Here is a 19905-nt window from a genome sequence, read left to right as displayed (position 1 = left end):
GATTTATCCCGGACTTGACTCCGCACCCCGATACGGAGGGCATGATCCTTGCCCGAAACATCAGGCGAGGATGAGGGCAGCCATGAGCGCGCAATCCACGGCCGCAGCAAAAGCAGAACTCTGGACGGAGGAGCGCGCTTCCCGTGAAGGCAGGGCTCGTTTGCGTGCACGGATCGGCGGTCTGCACTGCTCTCTCTGCACGGGCACCATCGAAAAGGCGCTCGGACGCAAGCCCGGTGTCGACAAAGTGGCGGTCAGCCTGACGCACGAGCAGGCCCTTGTGGAGTACGATCCGGAGGTGGTGCGACCCGTGGATCTGCTCAAGACGCTCAAGGATATCGGCTACACGGTCTCCGATCCGCGCAAGACCCGGCCCTTCGAGGAAGAGGAGCGTATGCTTGTACGAGAGGGCCGCCGGTTTCTGGCCGCCATCGTCTTCAGCCTTTTGGCGATCGCCCTGGTTTCGGAGCCGAGCGGGCCGTTGTCGGCGTTGCTGCCTGCCGTTGTCGGCATCAGTCTCGTCGCAGCGGTTTTCCTGGTGCTCAGGTCGAGCGGGCTTGGCATCGCTCTTCTTGGGGCGGCGGGGATCGGCGTGGTTTCCTTCGGTCTGCTCTTCCTGCGCGAGCATGTAGGGCTTGGCTCCGCGATACCCTGGATAGCGGCGGGAATGGCGTTCGTTCTCGTATTCATCGTCGCGCGCCACATTTTGCGCATGGCTGTCCAGGCGTTGCGCAGAGGCATCCTGAACCAGCATGTCCTGCTCGAATGCGCCGCTTTCGCAGGCATTGCAGGGGGTGTCATCGGGTTCGTTCTCAACCGGCCGGACTATCCAACGGCGGCATTCTTTGCTGTCGCCGTAATGGTCGCCACCTATCACATCTTTTCCGAATGGCTGTCGCTCATCGTTAAGACGCGAAGCTCCCAGACGGTCCGGCGGTTGCTCGACCTCCAGCCCGATCGGGCGCGCATTCTGCGGGAGGGGCAGGAAATGGAGGTTGCGCTTGAAACGGTCACAGTCGGCGACCTCGTCCGCATCCGGCCCGGCGAGCGTATCCCGGTAGACGGCGAGGTGGAGGACGGTCGCTCAGCAGTCGACGAGTCGCTCGTAACCGGGGAGCCGATTCCGGTCGAGAAGAGGGTAGGCGACGGGGTGACGAGCGGAGCCATGAACGGCACCGGGACATTGCTGATCCGGGCGCAGGTGGTGGGCGAGGAGACTTTCCTGCAGCGGGTCGTGCGCGAGGTGGAAATCTCGCGGGCGCTGAAGCCCGGAATCATGCATCTGGTCGACCGGGTGCTGCGCGTCTACACGCCAACGGTGCTGACCATATCGGCCCTCGCCTTTGTCGGCTGGATGCTTGGGCCCTTGTTGTTCGGCATGGAAAGCCACCTTGAACGCGCGGTGTTCGCCGGTCTCAGCGTTTTGGTCATGGGTTATCCCTGTGCCGTCGGCATTTCGGCGCCGCTTGCAATCGTGCGCGGTGCTGCCCAGGCGGCGGAACAAGGCATTCTGATGCGGACGGGCGAGGCGTTTCAGGGCTATCGGCTCGTGGGTCATGTGGTTCTCGACAAGACCGGCACGCTGACCGAAGGCAAGCCGGTGGTACGCGAGATCGTTGCCGCGGCTGGAGAAGAAGACCGGGTACTGGCTGTCGCCGCGGCGGCGGAAGGTGCTTCGGAACATCCTCTGGCGAAAGCTATCGTGGAAGCCGCATTCGAGCGGGGTCTGACGCCGCCGGGTGTGGCGGAATTTGAAGCCATTCCCGGGATGGGAGTTGTCGCGGAAACCGAAAACGGCAAAGTTCTGGCCGGCAAGCTCGCGCTTCTGGAGAAGAACGATGTCGAAGGGCTGTCGGCTTATGATGACCGGTTGGCGGAACTCGAGGCGGCGGGCCTTACGGTGATCGCTGTCGCCCAGGACAGCTCCTTTCTCGGGGCTTTGGCGCTGGGAGATGCGCTGCGCGCGGATGCGGCGGATGCCGTTGCAGAGTTGCGCAAGATCGGGCTCGAGGTGAGTATCGTCACCGGCGACAATGAAGGCACCGCCAGACGGATCGCGACCGTCCTCGGCATAAGCAACGTATTCGCGGGCATTCTCCCGGGTCAAAAGGCTGAGCTTATACGCTGGTTCCAGAAGAGCGGCCGGGTCGCGATGGTCGGCGACGGCATCAACGATGCGCCGGCGCTCATGCAGGCCGATATCGGCATCGCCATGGGCAGTGGCACGGACACGGCGATCGACTCGGCGGACATCATCCTTCTGGGCCCCCGTCTCATGGCGCTTGTCGATGCCTATCGGATCAGCCAGCTAGGGTACCGCAAGATGCTGCAGAATGTATCGATCGCCTTCCTGTTCAACGGCATAGGGGTGCCTTTGGCGGCGACCGGGCTCCTCTATCCGGTCTGGGCGATGGCAGCGATGGCTGTCAGCGTGACGGCTATTTTCCTGAATTCAATCGGCGACCGTCCCGCGATCTTCGTCGATGCCATCACCAGCGTCGGGTGGCCGACGGGAAATTCGGCCCAATAAAACATGCCCCTCTCAGCCGGCCCGGGGCCCCCAAAGAATAATCGCCGCACCGACGAGGCAAGTTGCAGCACCAAGTAGATCCCATCGGTCCGGAATTTGCCTCTCGACACTCAAGAGCCATAGAAGCGAGGCGGCTATATACACGCCTCCATAGGCGGCATAAGCCCGGCCGGCGAAATCGCTGTCGATGCGTGTCAGGAGGTACGCGAACAAGGCGAGGCTGAACATTCCCGGTGCTAGCCAGACCGCGGATTTTCCGTGCCGGATCCACGCCCAGAATGCAAAGCATCCAGCGATTTCAGCAAGCGCAGCTCCTATGTAGATCGCCGCCGCCGTCATTATGCGAGCGCCTCCAGTACGGGACATTCCGGCACGCCCTTGCCCATGCATTTGGCTGCCGTGGCGGCCAGGACGCTTTCGATGCGCTTCAGGTCAGCGATCTTCGCCCGGAGATCGGCAAATGGCGTGCGTGGCGGGGCGGGTATCAGGCCGATATTCTCGTAGTAGCGAATGGCCTCCTGGTTGCAGCCGGTCCGCTTCGCCAATTCCGCCCGCTTGAGCCCTCGAGCGACTTCGCGTTCTCTGCCATCGGAGATATCCTCGTCTCTGTAGTCGACACAGAGTATAACGCGCTGATGGCAAGCGATCCAATTCATACCATGGGCCATGGATAACGTCCGCCTTGACCGGAGCTATTGCGTGTCGTTGCAAGGCGCGCCTCACGCCGCGATCTTGAGAATATGGGCGTCGTGTGCCGCCAGGAAAACGTGCAGGCGGTCCTCGTAGCCGTCGGCTGCCGCTTGAATGACGCTCGGCCGTTCCGACAACGCAGACCGCCAGGCACGCACTTTCGGTGTCTTGTCGAATATGCCGTGCGATGCCAGCTGATCGAAGACATTGAAGTAGCGAAACACCGGCGCGAAAGCGGCATCAACCAGGCTGAAATCCGGGCCCGCAAAGTAGGAACCGTCGGCCAGTTCCGCCTCGACCCGACCGAACTTTTCGGTCAGGCGCTGCTGCGCGGCGTGATAGCGCTCCGGCCCGGTGGCCGTTTCCAGGTTCCAGATGTCGCCAAGGACAGCGGAGCCGAATTCGATCCAGGCGCGATGCCGGGCGCGCTCCAGCGGATCGGCTGGGTGCAGCGACGTGCCGGCCTGCGTTTCCTCGATATATTCACAGATCACAGCACTTTCGAAGACCGCCGTCTCGCGGCCATCGCCGTGGATTACTTGTAGTACGGGCACCTTGCCGAGCGGCGACAGGGTGAGAAACCAGGTGGGCTTGTTTGACAGGTCGATGTAGACCCGCTCGAAGGGCGCACCTTTTTCCACAAGGGCGATGGCGGCTCGCTGCACATAGGGGCAGAGGTGATGGCTTATAAGAGTCAGATCCGTCATTGCGGCCTCCGTTGATCGGCTTGCTTTGTCCGGTCCGTTGGAACCGAGAATGCGGCCGGTATAGACCAAGCAGATCAGCAAGGCACCTTGGGAATTTGCTAGCTGTCCTTGCATGACTGCAAGGAGAAACTCGGCTATGTTTACTCCATGGACGATTGGAACGATCTCAGGCTGATTCTGGCTGTTCGGCGCGCCGGCAGCCTGACCGCGGCCGCCGGCATCCTCGGTGTCGATCACTCGACGGTTTTCCGCAAGCTCAATGCCATCGAGGCCAAGTTGGGCGCGCGATTGTTCGAGCGGTTGCCGGGCGGCGTCTATCAGGCGACCGCGCCGGGCGAGCGCATGGCCGTCGCCGCCGAGAGGATGGAAAGCGAGGTGCTGTCGGTGGACCGCGATATCAGCGGCCAGGATAGGCGCCTGAGCGGCCGGCTCGTGGTGACTTCGTCGGAGACACTGGCCTATAGCAGGCTGACGCGGCATCTGGCCGCCTTCCGTTCCGCGCATCCAGGCATCGTCGTGGAGCTTATCATCGATAACCGGGTGCTCAGCTTGTCGCGCCGCGAGGCCGATGTGGCGTTGCGCCCGACCAGGCCCAGCGAAGGGGATCTGTGGGGCAAACGGCTGGCCGATGTCGCCTGGGCGCTCTATGGCAATCGGGACATGATCGATGCCGAGGACAGTGCGCAGGCCTGCCTGGCTGCGCTCAAGGCGCATCCGGTGATCGGCTGGGACGAGACGGCGGCCGGCGTGGCCGCCGCCGCTTGGCTCGCCCGTCACGCGCCGCCGGAAAACGTCGTCTACCGCACCAACAGCCTGGTCAACCAGCTGATCGCGGCCAGGGAGGGTATCGGCCTTGCCCTGCTGCCTTGCTATCTGGGCGATACGGAGCCCGGCATGACCCGTGTCTCGGCGGAGTCCTTGCCAGCACTCACCGGCGAGTTATGGATCATCACCCATGCCGACCTGAAGGCGACGGCGCGTGTGCGTGCCTTTTTCGATATCGTCGGTGCGGGCCTGGCGCGGGAGAGCAGGGCATTCGAAGGAGCTGCGCAAGACGGCGCTGAAGGATGAACCCCGGGAGTTTCCGCCAATCATCGTATGACATTGAGAATTGCATAGTACCACTTGCGCTCCCCTCGCCATGGTCTAAGAATTGCGACATGACAGTGGCCGGAAGACAAGCGGCCCATCGGTTCAAGTTCAGGCAAGGAGCATTGAAGGCAATGGTAGCTGCCGTGTCGAAACGGTCAAGGAAGAGTCTTTCCGCGGGGGTGGCCGAAGCGCTGCGCGAGGACATTTCCGGCGCCATCTACCGGGTTGGCGACAAATTGCCGACGGAGCCCGAGCTTGTTGACCGCTTCGGCGTCAGCCGGACCGTCATCCGCGAGGCGATTGCGGCGTTGCGCGCCGATGGGCTGGTGGTGTCACGCCACGGCGTGGGTGTATTTGTGGTCGAACCGCCCAGCACGATTCCCGGATTGCAGTTGCTGACCCGGATCAACAAGAAAATATCCGATATAATTGAAGAGCTTGAGCTGCGCGCCTCCGTGGAGATCGAAGCGGCTGGCCTCGCGGCGGAGCGTTGTTCTCCTGCCCAGGAAGCGGAGATCCAGGCGCAGCTCGATGCGTTCGGCAAGCTAATGTCGGCAGGCGCGCCGACGGAACAGGCCGATTTCGAGTTCCACATGGCGATCGCGCGGGCGACCAACAATGCGCGTTTCGAGGAGTTCCTGGCGCATCTCGGTCGCCGCACGATCCCGCGGTCCAAGCTGAAGGATTTCAGCGCTGGGAACGACCTGCGAGGCAATCGCGACGCTCAGCTTCACAGCGAACATCTGGCCGTCGCCGAGGCGATCTATGCCCGCGATCCCCAGGCAGCAAGAGATGCGATGCGCGTACATCTGGGCGGCTCTCTCCAGCGCTATCGCGTGCTGAGTCGACCCATAAACGCGCTGGACGACAAGAAGTCATCTTGACGAGTATCGCATGGTCATCATATGACTTGACGATACAACAGATCAGGATCAGCCTTTATGACGCCCACCGAAATCCAGTCCCGCATCTCCTCCGGTCTGCTTTCCTTTCCCGTGACCCATTTCAACGAGGACCATTCGTTGAATCTGGAAAGCTACCGCCGGCATGTGGCGTGGCTGTCGGGTTTCGAGGCCTCGGCCCTCTTCGCCGCGGGCGGTACGGGCGAGTTCTTTTCGCTGTCGCCGCAGGAGGTCGTTGCGGTCGTTGCGGCCGCCAAGGAGGTGGCCGGCGACGTGCCCATCATCTCCGGCTGCGGCTATGGAACCGAGATGGCGAAGGAGATCGCGCGCGGGGCGGAAAAGGCCGGCGCCGACGGTCTGCTCGTCTTGCCGCAGTATCTGATCAATGCGCCGCAGGAAGGGCTCTTCCAGCATGTGAAGGGGGTATGTGGGGCCACCGGCCTTGGCGTGATCGTTTACAACCGCGACAACTGCGTGTTCGAGGTCGAAACGCTGCAGCGCCTCGCCGACGCCTGTCCCAACCTCGTCGGTTTCAAGGATGGCACCGGCAGGACCGATCTCGTGCGCCACGTCACCGCCGCGCTCGGCGACCGGCTCTGTTTCATCGGCGGCATGCCGACGCACGAACTCTTCGCCGAAGCCTATAATGGCGCCGGAGTCACAACTTATTCCTCCGCCGTGTTCAATTTCGTGCCGGCGCTCGCCGTTCGTTTTTTCAATGCACTGCGGGGCGGCGATACGGCAACGATGCGGCAGATCCTGACGGATTTCTTCTTCCCCTTCGCCACGCTTCGCGACCGGCAGCCGGGCTATGCCGTCTCGGCCATCAAGGCGGGGGTTGGTATAGCAGGATATGGCCCGGGCCCGGTTCGTCCGCCGCTGACGAACCTGACGGACGAGGAAACAGGAATGCTGCGCGGCCTTGTCGAACGGGCAACGTGATCAGTGTGCGGCGCGCCTCGGCGGGCGCCGGGCGTGAAACCTTTCCGGCGCCGGCCCCATGGCGCCGTCATATGCCGTCGGAGGTGGTTTGTCTTCGGCGGAGAGGAGGAGGGCGGCCCCGACGCGGTCGGCAGAGAACTCCGGCACCGGTCCGGCGTTCAGCGGCCTGCCGCATGGGATTTCCGACCTGCAGGCGCGTGACCGCGGCGCGCCGGAAATGACTGCGAACTGCAATCCAGGGAGAGAGAGAATGTACAGGAAATTTCTGACACTGCTGGCTGCTGGCGCCATGGGCGCGCTCATGACCTCGGCGGCGATGGCCGACTATCCGGAGAAGGATATCCGCGTCATCGTGCCGTGGGGAGCTGGCGGCGGCACCGACGGCATCGTGCGCAAGCTGACCTCGATCGCCGAGAAGAACATCGGCGCTTCCATGTATGTGGAAAACATCGAGGGCGGCATCAGCGCCACCGGCGTTTCCCAGGTCATGAACGCGCGGCCCGATGGCTATACGATCGGCGCGCTGACCTATGACAGCGTGGTGACCGTGCCCTGGCAGGGCCTGCTACCCAGCTACAAGATGGACAAGCTCAAGCTCATAGCCCGCGTCACGAGCGAACCCGATGCCATCATCGTCGGCTCCGATACGCCTTATGAGACCATCGACGACCTCATCGCCGCTGCGAAGGAGGCCCCTGGTACCGTGAAGATTGGTATCCAGAATGTGGGTTCCCGCCTGCATCTGGCGATCCTGCAACTTCAGGACGAGACGGGCGCGGAGTTCAAGATCATCGCCTATCCCGGCGGTGCGGCGCCGCAGAAGGAAGCCATCCTCAACGACGAGGTCGATGTGGTGGCCACCAGTCTCGGCGATTTTGCGCCGCTTATCGAAAGCGGCGATGTGCGTGGCATCCTCGAGTTCTCCGAGACCACCAACCCCACCTTCAACACCGTACCTACCGCCAAGGAGGCCGGCCTCGATCTGCGCATGGGCAGCTTCATCGTGTTTGCTGCACCGGCCGGTACCCCTGACGAGGCGATCGAAGCCTTGGAGCAAGCCTACAAGCAAGCGCTGGAGAGCGACGAATTTCAGACATGGGTCGCAAGCGTCGGTGTGACGCCCGATTGGCTCGGCACGGATGAGGTCACTCAGTGGGCGGACGAAACCAGCAAAACCCTGTTCGATCAAATGGACATGCTGGTCGAGGAAGGCGTCATCAAGAAGTAGCTGCAGTAGGCGCCGGCGGGACAGCACTCGCCGGCGCTACACGGGAGGATAGCGATGGCCGTGCAACAGCAACGTTGGAGGAGCCGGCTCCTGCTGCCGGTTTTCCTTTTCCTTTTGACGACAATCTACGTCGCTGCGACGTTCCAGATCACGCCGCAGTTCAGTGAGGGTTTTGTCGGCCCGCGTTTCTTGCCGCTGCTGGCGGCCCTTCTCATGTATGCCGCGCTCGCTCATATAATCTGGCGGGATCTGGCCTCCGACGAAACCAGCGAGACCGGATCCTTCCTGCAGCCGGTGGCGGTGGTTCTGGCAACGGCGGTCTACATCGCCGTCTTCAAGCCACTTGGCTATAGCCTGGCAACGCTCCTCTACGTGTTCTTCCTGTTCCACATCTTTCATTATCAGCAGGGCCGGCCGGCCCGGCGGCTACTCTATGCGGTTGCCGTGACCGCGGTGTTCTACGGCTTGTTTGCGCTGGTGTTCGGAATCCGGCTGCCAACCCTTCTGGATGTCATCTGATGGATTTCTTTCTGGATTTGCTCCAGGGCTTCGCGACACTCGCGCGCCCCGACGTCCTGGCCTATATGGTGCTCGGTTTCGTCATCGGCACATTTTTTGGCGCGGTTCCCGGCTTGACCTCGGTGCTGGCGATCGCGCTGCTTCTGCCGATCACCTACAGCATGGATGTGGTGCCCTCGCTGGTCATGTGCGCGGCCATCTTCATGTCCGGCATGTATGCGGGCAGCATCACGGCGACGACGATCAACATTCCCGGTGCGCCGTCCTCCATGATGACCGCGATCGAGGGCTATGCCCTGATGAAGAAGGGAGAGGGCGCCAATGCGCTCGGCCACGCCGCCCTCGGCTCAATGATCGGCGGCAGCCTCGGCGCGCTGCTGCTCATGGCGCTTATGCCGCTCGCCGCCAAGGCCTCGCTACTGATCCAGACGCCCGGCAAGTTCGCGCTGGTTCTTTTCGCCCTGGTGGTGATCGTCATCGTCCAGCGCGGCGCGGTCGCCAAGGGTGTCGTCGCGACCATGCTCGGCGTCATGATCGCGACCATCGGCATCGACGTGATGCAGCCCATCCCGCGTTTCAATTTCGGCACCGAGATGCTGGTGGAAGGGATCGACATGATGCCCATCATCATCGGCACCTTCGCCATCAGCGAAGTCCTTTATCAAGCCTACCACAACCGGGACGACATACACCTTTCCCTCTCCAAAGCCGCGTCGGTGACCATCCGGCGGCGGGATTTTCTGCCGCCCCTCGGGCAGATCCGCCAGATCGGCCTGTTCACCTACCTGAAAAGCTCTCTTTTGGGATACGGAATCGGCATACTTCCCGGCGTCGGCGGTTCGATGGCGGCATTCGTTGCCTATGCGGATGCCAAGCGTCGCTCTGAACGCCCTGACGAATACGGCCACGGCAGCCGCGAAGGTATCGCCGCGGCGGAAGCCGCCAACAATTCCATGTGCGGCGGCGCGTTCGTCCCCATGCTCATGTTCGGAATTCCCGGCGATCCGACGACGGCTATCGTGCTCGGCGTCCTGGTGATCAACGGCCTGCAGCCGGGGCCGCGCCTGCTCGAGACCCAGGCGGATCTCATCGCGCCCATGCTCGCATCGCTCTTCATCAGCGCGCTCGTGCTCATTCCGTTGACGCTGTTTCTGCTGGGCCCGTGGTTCGTCCGGATTGTCTCCATCCCGAAGGGCCTGCTCTACGCGTGCATCGCGGTGGTCGCGCTGGTCGGCAGCTTTGTGGCGACCTTCTCCATCTTCCAGATGGGGCTCGCGCTACTGTTCGGCATCCTCGCCTTCTTCCTGCGCCAGCAAAACTACCCGACCGTTTCGCTCCTTCTGGGGTTCATTCTGGGGCCGGATCTCGAACAATATCTGCGTCGCTCGCTCTCGCTCAGCGACGGTAATCCGATGGTTTTTCTGACCAGCCCCGATAGCCTGTTCTTCCTCGCGCTGATGGCTATGTTCCTGTACTTCATGGTGATCAGGCGACCGAAGGAAATCTGACCGGAGGCGCACGCCTGCGAGTATCTACTCGCCGTTTAACTTGATGAGACCTTTCTCGGTGAGAACAGAGGCATCCGGGTGGAATGCATACACCACGAACGCGAATGTGATGTCATGCACCAGCGGTTTTCCATCATCGATATTTTGGGCTTGCACGGCCCCAATATCGGCCCCGCCGGCAACTTCGGCGGCATCCAGAGCCGAACTCATGCCATCGCGCCAGGTCAGCTTCACATCCCGGATCTCAATAACCCCCTGTCGCCGAAGATGAGACAAAGCGACAGCGACCACCTGGTTGTCTTCCTGGACGACGATCACCCGCGCCATCGGCGCGATTTCACTGGGCAGCTCGCCTGTATAGAGCGGATAGGGCGCGTTTCGGCGATCATAGCCTATGTAAGGATTGCGCCCGTAGGGTCGCAGCGACGGGTCATTGGGGACTAGCACGTCGCCATCGGGAAAGTCGGCTAGGAAATGCGCGAAACTTTCTACGCGGGAGGGAAGCATTTTGAGTTCCTCGCCAGCGTATTTGCCGACAATGCCCCTGCCGGTGAATTGCTGCCACCAGCTGTGCGTCGCGCGATCGTACATGATCATATCGGAATTGCGCAGCAAACCACTGACGCCAAACTCCGCAACCGAGCCGTCGGAAAGTCGACGGTTGAACACGACGGAGGAATTGCACAGGGGGCAGTAGGTCACCGCGACCGGCACGCCTTCGATGATGTCGTTGGCGATTTCGTGCCAGATCAGGATGCGGAGCGGATAGGCCCGTGCGATACCGTCGAGTTCGAGGCGAATGACAGGTTCGTTCGGTTCGAGATTTCCGACATCGCTGGCGGTCTCAAAGACCGGTGAGTTGATCGACGGGATTCCGTCACGAGGGGGCCCGCCCGATATGACCTCCGCCAGATCAATCACGGTGCGATTGAAATCGGTCTGCCAGCCGGCACTGCGCCAACGCTCCGGTCCTGCCATGGTGTGTGTGGATGCGGCAACGGTCAGCAATATGGCGACAATTAGCGGTCTCATTGTCCATGGTCCTTAGTATAACCATTATCGCCTTTACGTGACGCACGAACCAATCAAGGTTTGGTGAAATGCCATGGTGCTCATCGATGGAGGTCTGTTTGCCAGTCTGCAATGGGGAGGGAACCGATGCCGGAGAAATTTGCCTTTCGAATGAACCTCAGTCCCGGCCATGCGGCTGAATACAAGCGCCGCCATGACGAGATCTGGCCCGAACTGGCCGCGCTTCTAAAGCAAGTCGGCGTGTCGGACTACTCGATCTGGCTCGACGAGGAGACCCACCATCTCTTCGCCGTCCTGACGCGCGCCGACGACCACGCGATGGATACGCTGGTGACCAATGCAATCGTGCGCCGTTGGTGGGATTTCATGGCCGACATCATGGAGACCCGACCGGACAACGAGCCGGTGCAGGTGCCGCTCGAGAAAATGTTCCATCTGGAATAGGGAACGGAGAATCCGCAGTTCGGCCCAAAATTGCCGCCAGCTTTCGCCTCAGCAAACTGCGGCAGCAGCATTGCGCAATCCAGGCCGTTATCGTCTCACGTAATTCTTGTTGGCTTCAAGCGGCCTGCCGCCGTGCCTCGCCCGGCGTCGTCTTGTAGCGTTCGCCGAAGCGGCGGTAGAAGGTCGATAGGTCGTTGAAGCCCGACAGGAAGGCAATTTCGGCGATGGACAGTTGGTTCGAGGCCGGGTCTTCGAGCAGCGCCCGACACTTTTCGAGGCGACGGCCGGCCACGAGGTCCGCGAAACTAACCCCGATATCTTTCAGGAGCGCGTGCAGCCAGCGCGGCGAGATGCCGAGGTCCCTTGCCGTGCGCCCGGCCGTGAGGCGACCGTCGGCCAGATGCGTCTCGATATGGGTCAGGATCCGCTGGCGCTGGTGGGAGCGATAGTTGCAGTTGCGCACCCGGCGCGGCGTCTTTTCCGCTTCGATGGCAAGTCCCAGAAGACCGCACAGATGCGCGAGCAGACCGCGCTGGATATTGCTATCCAGCCGCTCAGCCTCACGGGCGAGCTCGCGTATGTGGTGTGCAAGCACGGTCATCAGGCCCTCGCGTGCCGGGAGATATAGCACCGAACGCTTGCCGCCCACCGGCAGGAAGGGCGCGATAAGGGTCTCGGGAAAGCTTAATCTCAGCAGGCGGGAACTGACCGGAGAGACCACTTGAGACGGTTCGGCGGTGTCCAGGATAATGATGTCGCCCGGCGCTTGAGTGACGGTGCCACCCTCCCAGCAATAAGTCCCATGCCCCTCCAAAAGAAGAATGACATGGATGCGGTGGGAATCGCCTCCGGCCGAGTTGTCCTGCGTCACCGTGACAGGCGGGGCGGCGATCTCCGCAAAAGCGGCGTCGGCAATAGGCAGCGGCCGTATCGCAAGCGCCTCCGGCCGGTCGCAGAGCAGTTCGATCGTCTTGTTCCACAATTCCGGACAGGAAAATTCCCTGGTTTCCCCGGCTCGGACGGAAGCATCCGATATGCGCTCCCGGTGTGCTGGTGTCGATAAATTGGAAGTCGCTGGCAGCCGCGTCGCCGGCTTGGTTGGGCGCGCGGAAACAATCTCGGCCATGTCCTCCCCTCCTTTTCCAGGTTCGGCAGTATAGGACGCGACCTTCCTGAAAAAGTTCCCGGAGAATACGCCGCCCCGAAGCGGTCATGACGACCTAGTCCCGGTGCACAAATCGCAAAGCCTTGCTTCTCGAAACGCCAAGACCGGCGGCCGGCCTGTCCACTAGTTTGTTGTCCGTATTGGTCGTCGTCCTGCCGATTACTCCGCAGGATGCGCCAACAGACGAGCCAGGGCCGAACAATCGGCAAGAGGTGGAAGGATCATGGCAATGAAATCTAAAGGTTTCGCGGCATGTGCCGCTGTGGCGATGCTGGGTGTGGTTGGTGTCGGTGTAAACGGCGCCTCTGCGGATGAGACAAGTACGACGCCGGTGCTGAAGACCGAACTGTCGGGCGTCGAAGGGACGGAAGCCAATATCGTGCTGTTCGACGTGGCGGCCGGGTGGGAAACGCAGCGCCACATCCATCCAGGCCATGTCTTTGTCTACGTGACGGAGGGCTCGATCCAGGTCGATGTCGATGGAGAGGAGCCACGGACCTTCGCCGCCGGCGAAGCGTTTTACGAACTGCCGGACAAGCCGATGGTGGCACGCACCACCTCGGCCGATGAAGGCGCCCGTTTTATCGTCTTTCAGGTGGGACCCACCGGGGAGCCGATCATGGTTCCACATCCGCAATGAGTTCATGCCGGGCCGGGGGCGCGATGCAGCGCCTCCCCGGGGGGCGGCATGACCGCCGGCCTTCCGGTGCTCGGGGGCGTGAGAGGAAACTGCGGAACAAAGGGAGAGACAATCATGAGCACAACAGCAGGCACGCAACAGAACGAATATGTTGACTTCTGGAACGAGGTACTTGTTCCGAAATTCACCCGCTTCAAGCACATCCTTGTCGGTGGGCTGACACATCACAGCGCAAAGGTTCTTCCCACGCTCGCCGTGCGCGAAGGGGATCGGGTGGTCGATGTCGGTTGTGGCTTCGGCGATACGGCCATTGAACTGGCCGGGCGCGTCGGACAGTCCGGGTCGGTATTGGGCATCGACTGTTGCGACGCCTTTCTGGAATATGGGCGCCGCGACGCCGAAGCCGCCGGCATCGATAATGTCACCTTTGTCGAAGCCGACGTGCAGACCTATCCGTTCGAGCCGGTCCACGACTTCTGTTTTTCCCGTTTTGGCACACAGTTTTTCGAAAACCCGGTGGCCGGTCTCAAAAACATGCGCGCTGCGCTGAAGCCTGGCGGGACCATGACAATGATCGTCTGGCGGACCATCGACGACAATCCCTGGCTCGGCCAGCCCAAGCAGGTTGTCATGCAGTTCCTACCGCCGCCGGGAGAAGATGCGCGAAGCTGTGGCCCGGGCCCGTTCTCAATGGCCGACCAACCCATGGTCACAAAGCAGCTTGAGATCGCCGGCTATGACGACATTGAATTCGAACGCATAGACGCGCCCTTGATGGTCGGGCGTACGGTCGAGGATGCGGTCGCTTTCCAGCTGGCGCTTGGCCCCGCCGGTGAGGTTTACCGCGAGGCTGGAGATCTCGCGGAGCAGCGCCATGTCGAGATTGTCGATGCGCTGCGGGCAAAGCTCGCGGCTCACGAGGCGCCGGAGGGCATCATGATGAACTCCAGTTCCTGGAAGATCAGTGCGCGCAATCCAGGCTGATCGGGCAACCGGTGCAGGCTCGGCGGGGCAGGCGGTAAAGCGTGAAGTACAGCGGCATATGGGTTATGATCAGCATGCGCGATTTGCGAGGCCATATGGAAGAGCGGTCATCATTGTCTGCCGATCCTCTGCTGAGGTCTTTTGAGGCGAGGATCGCCGACTTCGCTTTGTGGAGTGCCGCACGCCGGCTGGTGCGTCAACACGGTTCGGCTGCCTCGATGCAGGCCCGCAGGAAAGAGGAAGCCGCGAGCTTCGACGGCGATGCCGACGGAGTACGGATTTGGCGCGCAATCGGTGCCATTTCCCATGCACTCACAAGGGAGGGCGGGACCAGATGACCAGCATCGGCAAACCGCTTCGCAGCTTCTTTGAGGCGGAAGTGGAGCGCCTGTTGGACCGCCTCTACGGCACGGCATTGCGGCTGACACGCGACCGGACCGACGCCGAGGATCTGGTTGCCGACACGCTCGCCAAGGCCTGGGCCAAGCTCACCGATCTGCGGGATCGGCAGGCTTTCGAGAAATGGGTCTTTCGCATCCTCGTCAACAGTTTCATCAGCGAACGCCGGAAGCAGCGAATAAGGCCGCACGAGGTTTCGGCCGAGGCCGGATGCGGAGATGAAGCTTTTTCCCTGTTTGAGAAAGTGCATCAGCCATTTCTCCTCTGGTGGGGCAATCCGGAGCAGGCGCTGCTCGACAAGCTGTTGCGCGAGGATATCGAAAGCGCGGTGGAGGAGCTTCCGGAGGAGTTCCGGCTCGTCGTGATCATGGTCGAGTTATGGGGTCTCAGCTATGCCGAGGCGGCCGACACACTCGACGTTCCCGTAGGCACGGTACGCTCCAGGCTGAACCGCGGCCGCAGCCTGCTTCAGGGTGCGCTGTGGCGCCAGGCAGGCGAGGCCGGGCTCGCGTGCGGCAATGCGAAAGGTGGTGTCCGATGACGAGAGATCTGCGCTGCGAGGAGGTGATAGACAAGCTCCTCGAATACCTCGATCAAGAGCTGGACGGCGAGACCGATCGGGCGCTCGCACGTCACATGGAGACCTGCCGGGCCTGCTTTACGCGGGCGGAGTTCGAGCGGAAGCTGCGCGCGCGCGTCAACGAGACCGGCAAGGTGAAAGCGCCGGAAACGCTGCGCCGGCGCGTCCGCGCGATCCTCGATCACTATTGAACACATGGAAAGGTGCGCCGCCAAAGACGAACCGGAGGGGTAATATGGTTGCGATCCTGGGGTTCTCGAAAGAGCAGATCAGCGAAGCCGTGCAAGCCATGTATGCCAGCGTGGCGGACGATCCGCATCAGGGCTTCCACTTCCCGGTGGGCCGACCGGCGGCGCTGGCCGTAGGCTATCAAGGGAAAGAACTCGACGGCCTTCCGCCTTCCGCTCTCGACCGCTTTGTCGGTGTAGGCTATCCCTTCCGTGCCGATGTGATCAGGCCCGGTCATACGGTGCTCGACATTGGCTCGGGTTCGGGAACCGACACGCTGATAGCCAGCAGGATTGTCGGAGAAACCGGCAAGGTCTGGGCGCTCGACATCACGCCGGATATGCTGACCCGGCTAAGAGCAACGCTGAAAGAGGTCAGTATCGAGAATGTCGAAACCATCGAGGCGGATGCCGAGCGCATCCCATTGCCCGACAATTCGGTGGATGTGGTAACCTCGAACGGCGTACTCAATCTCGTTCCGGATAAGCACAAGGCGTTTGCGGAGATCTTCCGTGTGCTCAAGCCCGAGGGGCGCGTGCAGCTTGCCGATATCGTCATCAGCAGGCCGGTGCCGCTCGGCGGGCGAAGCGATCCCAAGATGTGGGCCGAATGCGTGGTCGGTGCGTCGGTCGACGAGGACTATCTGGGACTGTTCAGTGAGACAGGCTTCACCGACGTCGAACTGCTTGGCGAGTTCGACTATTTCGCTGAGAGCCCCAGCGCCGATACGCGGCGCATTGCAGCGGGCTTGGGTGCACGCTCCGTTCAGGTCGTCATGCGCCGACCGGCCGTGGCGAAGGTGCCCACCAACATCGAGCGCCTTGTATCTCGCCTGCACCCGCGACGTCTAAAGATGATGATCGGTGGGCGTGGACTATGGGGGGCGGTTGCGGCCATCGTGGCGGCGGTCGCCTGCTATGGTACGCTCGCATTTGTGGGATTTCTGTCGCTGATGGGCATTGCGCTGGCGCTTCCCGAGGGCACCTGGGCGGTCACCATCATTGCCGCCGCCGTACTCGCGGTCGTCGCCACCGCGTTCAATCTGCCGCGTCACCGGCAGCCCTGGCCATTGCTGGCCACGGGCCTTGGCGCCATTCTCATCGGCTATGTCATGTTCTGGGGCTACAATGCGATCACCGAAGCACTGGGCTTCGCCATTCTGATCGGCGGTATCGGCCTTGATCTTTATCAGATCTACCGGGTCGAGTGCGCTCCTGCCCGCGTCGAGACGCCTCGCTAAAGGCTTGCGCTATAGTATTAAGCCGACACCACCGGCTACGGCGCGCTCGCTGCCGTCTGCCGCCATCTCGGCGACAACTTCGGTCGCTTCTCGATGACTTCAGAGCGATTTCGCATCACATCGGAAGTTGGGCGTAAGTAGCCTTCGCCGCTTGTTTTTCCGGTCATAATCGGCAGATAGTCGAAGTTGGGCGCAAGCAGGGGTTGACTTGCGTTGGGACTCCAGACTTGGAAGGTGAGAAGCCGATGGACATGATTACGAGCTTTTTCGGCCTGATTGAGGACCTGACTTGGGGATGGGCTTTGATCCCGATCCTGGTCATCTTCGGCGTCTTCATCACCCTTATGAGCGGGTTCGTCCAATTCGAGTATTTCGGCAGGATGTTCCGGGTTCTTTCATCGAAGAACCAAAGCGGCGACCCGAACGCGATCAGCGCGCGCGAAGCACTCCTCGTTTCTGTCGGCGGTCGGGTCGGCGGCGGCAATATTGCCGGCGTTGCCGTAGCGATTACGCTCGGCGGACCAGGGGCGGTTTTCTGGATGTGGGTCATCGCTCTGATCGGCATGGCAACAAGCCTTGTCGAGTCGTCGCTCGCCCAACTCTATAAGCGCTCCAACGGTGACGGAACCTATAGAGGCGGTCCGGCCGGCTACATCATCTACGGGCTGGGAGCCCAATTCCGCTGGCTGGCCGTTCTCTACGCAGTCTGCCTGATGGCTGCCTTCGCGTTTGGTTTTAACGCCTTCCAGGGCAACACTTTCGCTGGCGCCGCGAATGACAGCCTTGGGATCGACCGCATGTGGAGCGGATTGTTATTGGCCGTGATTACCGGCTTCATCGTCTATGGCGGCATCCGGCGAATTGCAAAGGCAGCGGACATCATCATCCCGATCATGGCCTTTATCTACATAGCGATGGCGCTTCTGATCATCGTTCTCAACATATCCTCCCTTCCGGGCGTGCTGTGGACCATCGTTGCCAACGCGTTCGGGCTCGAGGAAGCCGTGAGCGGCGGCGTCGGCGCAGCGCTGGCGCAGGGATTGCGGCGCGGGCTGTTTTCCAACGAGGCCGGATTGGGCTCCGCTCCGAACGTGGCGGCGACCGCCGATGTCCGACACCCGATCAGTCAAGGCATAACCCAATCGTTTTCGGTCTTCATCGACACCATCATCATCTGTTCCTGTACGGCCTTCATGATCCTTCTTAGCCCGGTTTATGTGCCGGGTGCCGAGGGGATCGACGGTGTCGCGCTTACCCAGCAATCGCTGGTCAGCCAACTCGGGAACTGGTCGCAGTATTTCCTCACGTTCGCCATCCTGCTCTTTGCCTTCAGCTCGATCATCTACAATTACTATCTCGGTGAGACGGCACTGAGGGTCATGACAAACAATCGGTCAGCGTTGCATGTGCTACGGCTCGCTATCGTGGTCATTGTTTTTCTGGGCGCCACGGCCCCAGGTGCAACCGCGGTGTTCTTCTTCTCCGACCCGCTGATGGGTGTGCTGGCCCTCGTCAACCTCATGGCCATAGTGATGCTGTTCCCGGTCGCGTTGCGCATCCTCAACGATTTTCGCGCACAGCTAAAGGCAGGTGTCGCACGCCCCGTTTTCGATCCGCAGAAGTTCTCAGATCTCGACCTCGACCACAGCGCCTGGCTCTACGCCACACGCGCGCAAACGATGGCGGAGGGGGTAACAGCCCCGATCTCGTCGGGTGCGGGTCGTTGAGCAGTCGAACTTGATGTGGTAGCGCGACGCAGAACGCGCTTGCCGGCTGGGTGACGCAACCTGGCGTCACCGAAGATGTATCCGCTTTCATTGCCGTGAAGCGGTCAGGACGTGCCTGGGGCCGTTGAGCGAGGCGAGGGCATCCCGTAGAGTGAGCTTGTCGTCAAGGGGCTGCCGGGTGGGCGGCTGGTTAATGGAGAATTTTCCGACATGAAATCACGCGCAGCGGTCGCTTGGGCGGCGAACAAGCCGCTTTCCATCGAGACGGTCGAGATCGGCGGTCCGAAATCCGGCGAGGTTCTGGTCGAGATCATGGCTACGGGCGTTTGTCACACTGACGCCTACACGCTCTCGGGCCTCGATTCGGAAGGCAAATTTCCCGCGATCCTTGGCCATGAGGGAGCGGGGATCGTGCGCGAAGTCGGTGCCGGCGTTACTTCGTTAAAACCCGGCGATCACGTTATCCCGCTTTACACGCCGGAATGCCGCCAATGCAAAACCTGCCTGTCGCAGCGTTCGAATTTGTGCACCTCGATCCGCGCGACGCAGGGTCAGGGCCTGATGCCTGATGGCACCAGCCGCTTCTCTTGCGATAGCGGTGATGTCTTCCATTACATGGGCTGTTCGACCTTCTCGAATTTCACCGTCCTGCCCGAAATCGCCCTCGCGAAGGTTCGCGAGGACGCGCCCTTCGACAAGATTTGCTATATCGGCTGCGGTGTCACCACCGGCATCGGCGCCGTGATCTATACGGCCAAGGTCTGGCCGGGCGCCAATGTCGTGGTCTTTGGTTTGGGCGGCATTGGGCTCAATGTCATTCAAGGCGCCCGCATGGTCGGGGCCGACAAGATCATCGGCGTCGATCTCAATCCGGCCAAGGCCGAGATGGGCCGGAAATTCGGGATGACCGATTTCATAAATCCCAACGATGTGGGCACCGACAAGGTTGTGGAAGCGATTGTCGACCTGACCGATGGCGGGGCGGATTTCTCCTTCGATGCCACCGGCAATGTCAACGTCATGCGGCAGGCGCTGGAATGTTGCCATCGCGGTTGGGGCGAATCCATCGTCATCGGCGTTGCCGAGGCAGGCAAGGAAATTTCCACACGACCTTTCCAGCTTGTCACCGGCAGGGTCTGGAAAGGCACGGCGTTCGGTGGCGCTCGTGGCCGTACCGATGTGCCGAAAATTGTCGACTGGTATATGGACGGAAAGATCAATATCGACGATCTGATCACCCACACCATGCCGCTCGAGGAAATCAACACCGCGTTCGACTTGATGCATGAAGGCAAGTCCATCAGAAGCGTTATCGTCTACTGACGCGGCAAGATCGTTCCCGGACAGA

The 19905-nt window shown here is 61.5% G+C and carries 20 protein-coding genes; 15 read left to right on the top strand and 5 right to left on the bottom strand.

The genetic code is table 11. The features are described 5' to 3' along the window. Window positions 1-82: 82 nt before the first annotated feature. Window positions 83-2530, top strand: a complete 2448-nt coding sequence (locus tag N1058_RS20210; RefSeq protein WP_265519403.1) for a heavy metal translocating P-type ATPase — start codon at window positions 83-85, stop codon at window positions 2528-2530. Window positions 2531-2542: 12 nt separating this feature from the next. Here N1058_RS20210 and N1058_RS20205 read toward each other — a convergent pair whose 3' ends face one another. The 3 genes from N1058_RS20205 to N1058_RS20195 form a co-directional block, all read right to left on the bottom strand. After that, on the bottom strand, window positions 2543-2869 hold the full coding sequence (locus N1058_RS20205; RefSeq protein ID WP_265519402.1) for a YnfA family protein: 327 nt from the start codon (window positions 2867-2869) through the stop codon (window positions 2543-2545). Next, window positions 2869-3075 (bottom strand): MerR family DNA-binding transcriptional regulator, encoded by a 207-nt coding sequence (locus N1058_RS20200; protein WP_274709353.1) that lies wholly within the window; start codon window positions 3073-3075, stop codon window positions 2869-2871. The genes N1058_RS20205 and N1058_RS20200 overlap by 1 nt, the downstream gene beginning before the upstream one ends. A 174-nt stretch (window positions 3076-3249) precedes the next feature. Next, window positions 3250-3927: a glutathione S-transferase family protein gene (locus N1058_RS20195; RefSeq protein ID WP_265519401.1), complete on the bottom strand. Its 678-nt coding sequence runs from the start codon at window positions 3925-3927 to the stop codon at window positions 3250-3252. Between the two features lie 147 nt (window positions 3928-4074). Between N1058_RS20195 and N1058_RS20190 the strand changes: the two genes are divergently transcribed. The 6 genes from N1058_RS20190 to N1058_RS20165 all read left to right on the top strand — a co-directional run bounded on the left by N1058_RS20190 (window position 4075) and on the right by N1058_RS20165 (window position 10118). Then, window positions 4075-4998, top strand: a complete 924-nt coding sequence (locus N1058_RS20190) for a LysR family transcriptional regulator (protein ID WP_265519400.1) — start codon at window positions 4075-4077, stop codon at window positions 4996-4998. Window positions 4999-5150: 152 nt separating this feature from the next. Then, window positions 5151-5903, top strand: a complete 753-nt coding sequence (locus tag N1058_RS20185) for a FadR/GntR family transcriptional regulator (RefSeq protein ID WP_265519399.1) — start codon at window positions 5151-5153, stop codon at window positions 5901-5903. A gap of 57 nt (window positions 5904-5960) precedes the next feature. Further along, the gene (gene kdgD / locus N1058_RS20180) at window positions 5961-6863 is read left to right on the top strand and encodes a 5-dehydro-4-deoxyglucarate dehydratase (RefSeq protein WP_265519398.1); all 903 of its coding nucleotides are present in this window, start codon (window positions 5961-5963) and stop codon (window positions 6861-6863) included. Window positions 6864-7113: 250 nt separating this feature from the next. Then, entirely contained in the window at window positions 7114-8091 is a 978-nt protein-coding gene (locus N1058_RS20175; RefSeq protein WP_265519397.1) for a Bug family tripartite tricarboxylate transporter substrate binding protein, read from the top strand. 54 nt (window positions 8092-8145) lie between these two features. Further along, window positions 8146-8610 (top strand): tripartite tricarboxylate transporter TctB family protein, encoded by a 465-nt coding sequence (locus N1058_RS20170; protein WP_265519396.1) that lies wholly within the window; start codon window positions 8146-8148, stop codon window positions 8608-8610. Then, on the top strand, window positions 8610-10118 hold the full coding sequence (locus N1058_RS20165; protein ID WP_265519395.1) for a tripartite tricarboxylate transporter permease: 1509 nt from the start codon (window positions 8610-8612) through the stop codon (window positions 10116-10118). The genes N1058_RS20170 and N1058_RS20165 overlap by 1 nt, the downstream gene beginning before the upstream one ends. 24 nt (window positions 10119-10142) lie before the next feature. On the opposite strand, the gene N1058_RS20160 is transcribed toward N1058_RS20165, so the two are convergent. Beyond that, window positions 10143-11150, bottom strand: coding sequence for a DUF3179 domain-containing protein (locus N1058_RS20160; RefSeq protein ID WP_265519394.1), 1008 nt, complete (start codon window positions 11148-11150; stop codon window positions 10143-10145). A gap of 126 nt (window positions 11151-11276) precedes the next feature. Between N1058_RS20160 and rhaM the strand changes: the two genes are divergently transcribed. Beyond that, window positions 11277-11594 carry an L-rhamnose mutarotase gene (gene rhaM, locus N1058_RS20155; RefSeq protein WP_265519393.1) on the top strand — a complete coding sequence of 106 codons (318 nt, stop codon included), beginning with the start codon at window positions 11277-11279 and terminating at the stop codon, window positions 11592-11594. A 115-nt stretch (window positions 11595-11709) separates the two neighbouring features. Here the strand turns inward: rhaM and N1058_RS20150 are convergent, their stop codons facing one another. Beyond that, the gene (locus N1058_RS20150; protein WP_265519392.1) at window positions 11710-12720 is read right to left on the bottom strand and encodes a helix-turn-helix domain-containing protein; all 1011 of its coding nucleotides are present in this window, start codon (window positions 12718-12720) and stop codon (window positions 11710-11712) included. Window positions 12721-12988: 268 nt separating this feature from the next. Here N1058_RS20150 and N1058_RS20145 point away from each other — a divergent pair, with 268 nt between their 5' ends. From N1058_RS20145 to N1058_RS20115, 7 genes are all read left to right on the top strand, one after another. Further along, window positions 12989-13399 (top strand): cupin domain-containing protein, encoded by a 411-nt coding sequence (locus N1058_RS20145; protein WP_265519391.1) that lies wholly within the window; start codon window positions 12989-12991, stop codon window positions 13397-13399. A gap of 114 nt (window positions 13400-13513) precedes the next feature. Beyond that, entirely contained in the window at window positions 13514-14383 is an 870-nt protein-coding gene (locus N1058_RS20140; protein ID WP_265519390.1) for a class I SAM-dependent methyltransferase, read from the top strand. A gap of 334 nt (window positions 14384-14717) precedes the next feature. Beyond that, window positions 14718-15323, top strand: coding sequence for a sigma-70 family RNA polymerase sigma factor (locus N1058_RS20135; RefSeq protein WP_265519389.1), 606 nt, complete (start codon window positions 14718-14720; stop codon window positions 15321-15323). Continuing rightward, window positions 15320-15553, top strand: coding sequence for an anti-sigma factor family protein (locus N1058_RS20130; RefSeq protein ID WP_265519388.1), 234 nt, complete (start codon window positions 15320-15322; stop codon window positions 15551-15553). Before N1058_RS20135 ends, N1058_RS20130 begins: the two co-directional genes overlap by 4 nt. A 44-nt stretch (window positions 15554-15597) precedes the next feature. Beyond that, window positions 15598-16830, top strand: coding sequence for a MerC family mercury resistance protein (locus N1058_RS20125; protein ID WP_265519387.1), 1233 nt, complete (start codon window positions 15598-15600; stop codon window positions 16828-16830). A gap of 245 nt (window positions 16831-17075) precedes the next feature. After that, window positions 17076-18557 (top strand): alanine/glycine:cation symporter family protein, encoded by a 1482-nt coding sequence (locus tag N1058_RS20120; protein WP_265519386.1) that lies wholly within the window; start codon window positions 17076-17078, stop codon window positions 18555-18557. A gap of 210 nt (window positions 18558-18767) precedes the next feature. Next, complete coding sequence (locus tag N1058_RS20115) at window positions 18768-19880, top strand: S-(hydroxymethyl)glutathione dehydrogenase/class III alcohol dehydrogenase (RefSeq protein WP_265519385.1); 1113 nt, start codon at window positions 18768-18770, stop codon at window positions 19878-19880. The last annotated feature ends 25 nt before the right edge of the window (window positions 19881-19905 follow it).

It is taken from the genome of Nitratireductor luteus (genome assembly GCF_026162365.1).
Taxonomy (GTDB): domain Bacteria; phylum Pseudomonadota; class Alphaproteobacteria; order Rhizobiales; family Rhizobiaceae; genus Chelativorans; species Chelativorans luteus.
Note: the sequence above shows the minus strand (reverse complement) of the source record. Positions and strands in the feature narration are given on the sequence as shown.